The organism is Anoxybacillus sp. LAT27, from assembly GCF_022030075.1.
In the GTDB taxonomy this organism is placed as follows: Bacteria; Bacillota; Bacilli; order Bacillales; family Anoxybacillaceae; genus Anoxybacillus; species Anoxybacillus kestanbolensis.
Map to the genome: position 1 here is coordinate 1 of NZ_JAIWYK010000238.1, position 249 is coordinate 249.

Sequence of the window (249 nt, forward strand, 5' to 3'; positions counted from 1 at the left end):
GAAGTCAGGTGCAAAAAATGCAACAAGCTCCTGGGGAAGCTTAGCGGCGTTGCCGAAATTAAATGTCCTAGATGTGGCACCTGCAATATGTTCTTCAATTCAAAAAAAGAGGATCAATGAATCCCATTCTTTGAGGCTCATGAAGCCCTAACCGCATTTTGCGTCGCGGTCAGGGCTTTTTCTTTTGGCTTTGACGTGAAATGCGAGTCTCTATAAGGATGTGATTCATATGGCAGACATTGAAGTCGG

Annotated in this window: 1 protein-coding gene; it reads left to right on the forward strand. The window is 44.6% G+C overall.

The genetic code is table 11. The annotated features are described in order from the left end of the window. The coding region (locus LD028_RS18230) for a zinc finger domain-containing protein (RefSeq protein ID WP_369414822.1) at positions 1–120 on the forward strand (120 nt) is incomplete at its 5' end. Positions 121–249: the final 129 nt, after the last annotated feature.